The following is a 274-nucleotide window of genomic DNA, read 5'->3' as shown; positions in this document are numbered from 1 at the left end:
GCAGATGATCAAGGACCCGGCGCAGTTCGCGGCCTTCAACAACATCGTTTCCCGCGAGAGCGGCTGGAACCACACCGCCACCAACGCCTCCTCCGGCGCGTACGGCCTGGTCCAGGCCCTGCCGGCCTCGAAGATGGCCTCCGCGGGCGCCGACTGGAAGACCAACCCGGCCACCCAGATCAAGTGGGGCCTGGACTACATGAACGAGCGCTACGGCAGCCCCGTCGGCGCCTGGAAGTTCTGGCAGGCCAACCACTGGTACTAGGCCGCCTGC

General features: G+C 67.5%; 1 protein-coding gene. It reads left to right on the top strand.

The genetic code is table 11. From position 1 onward, the window contains the following. The coding region (locus IF89_RS0136820) for a transglycosylase SLT domain-containing protein (RefSeq protein WP_030778237.1) at positions 1–265 on the top strand (265 nt) is incomplete at its 5' end. Positions 266–274 lie beyond the last annotated feature (9 nt).

It is taken from the genome of Streptomyces sp. NRRL F-2664 (genome assembly GCF_000719345.1).
GTDB lineage: Bacteria > Actinomycetota > Actinomycetes > Streptomycetales > Streptomycetaceae > Streptomyces.
This window is presented reverse-complemented; position numbering and strand designations above follow the sequence as displayed.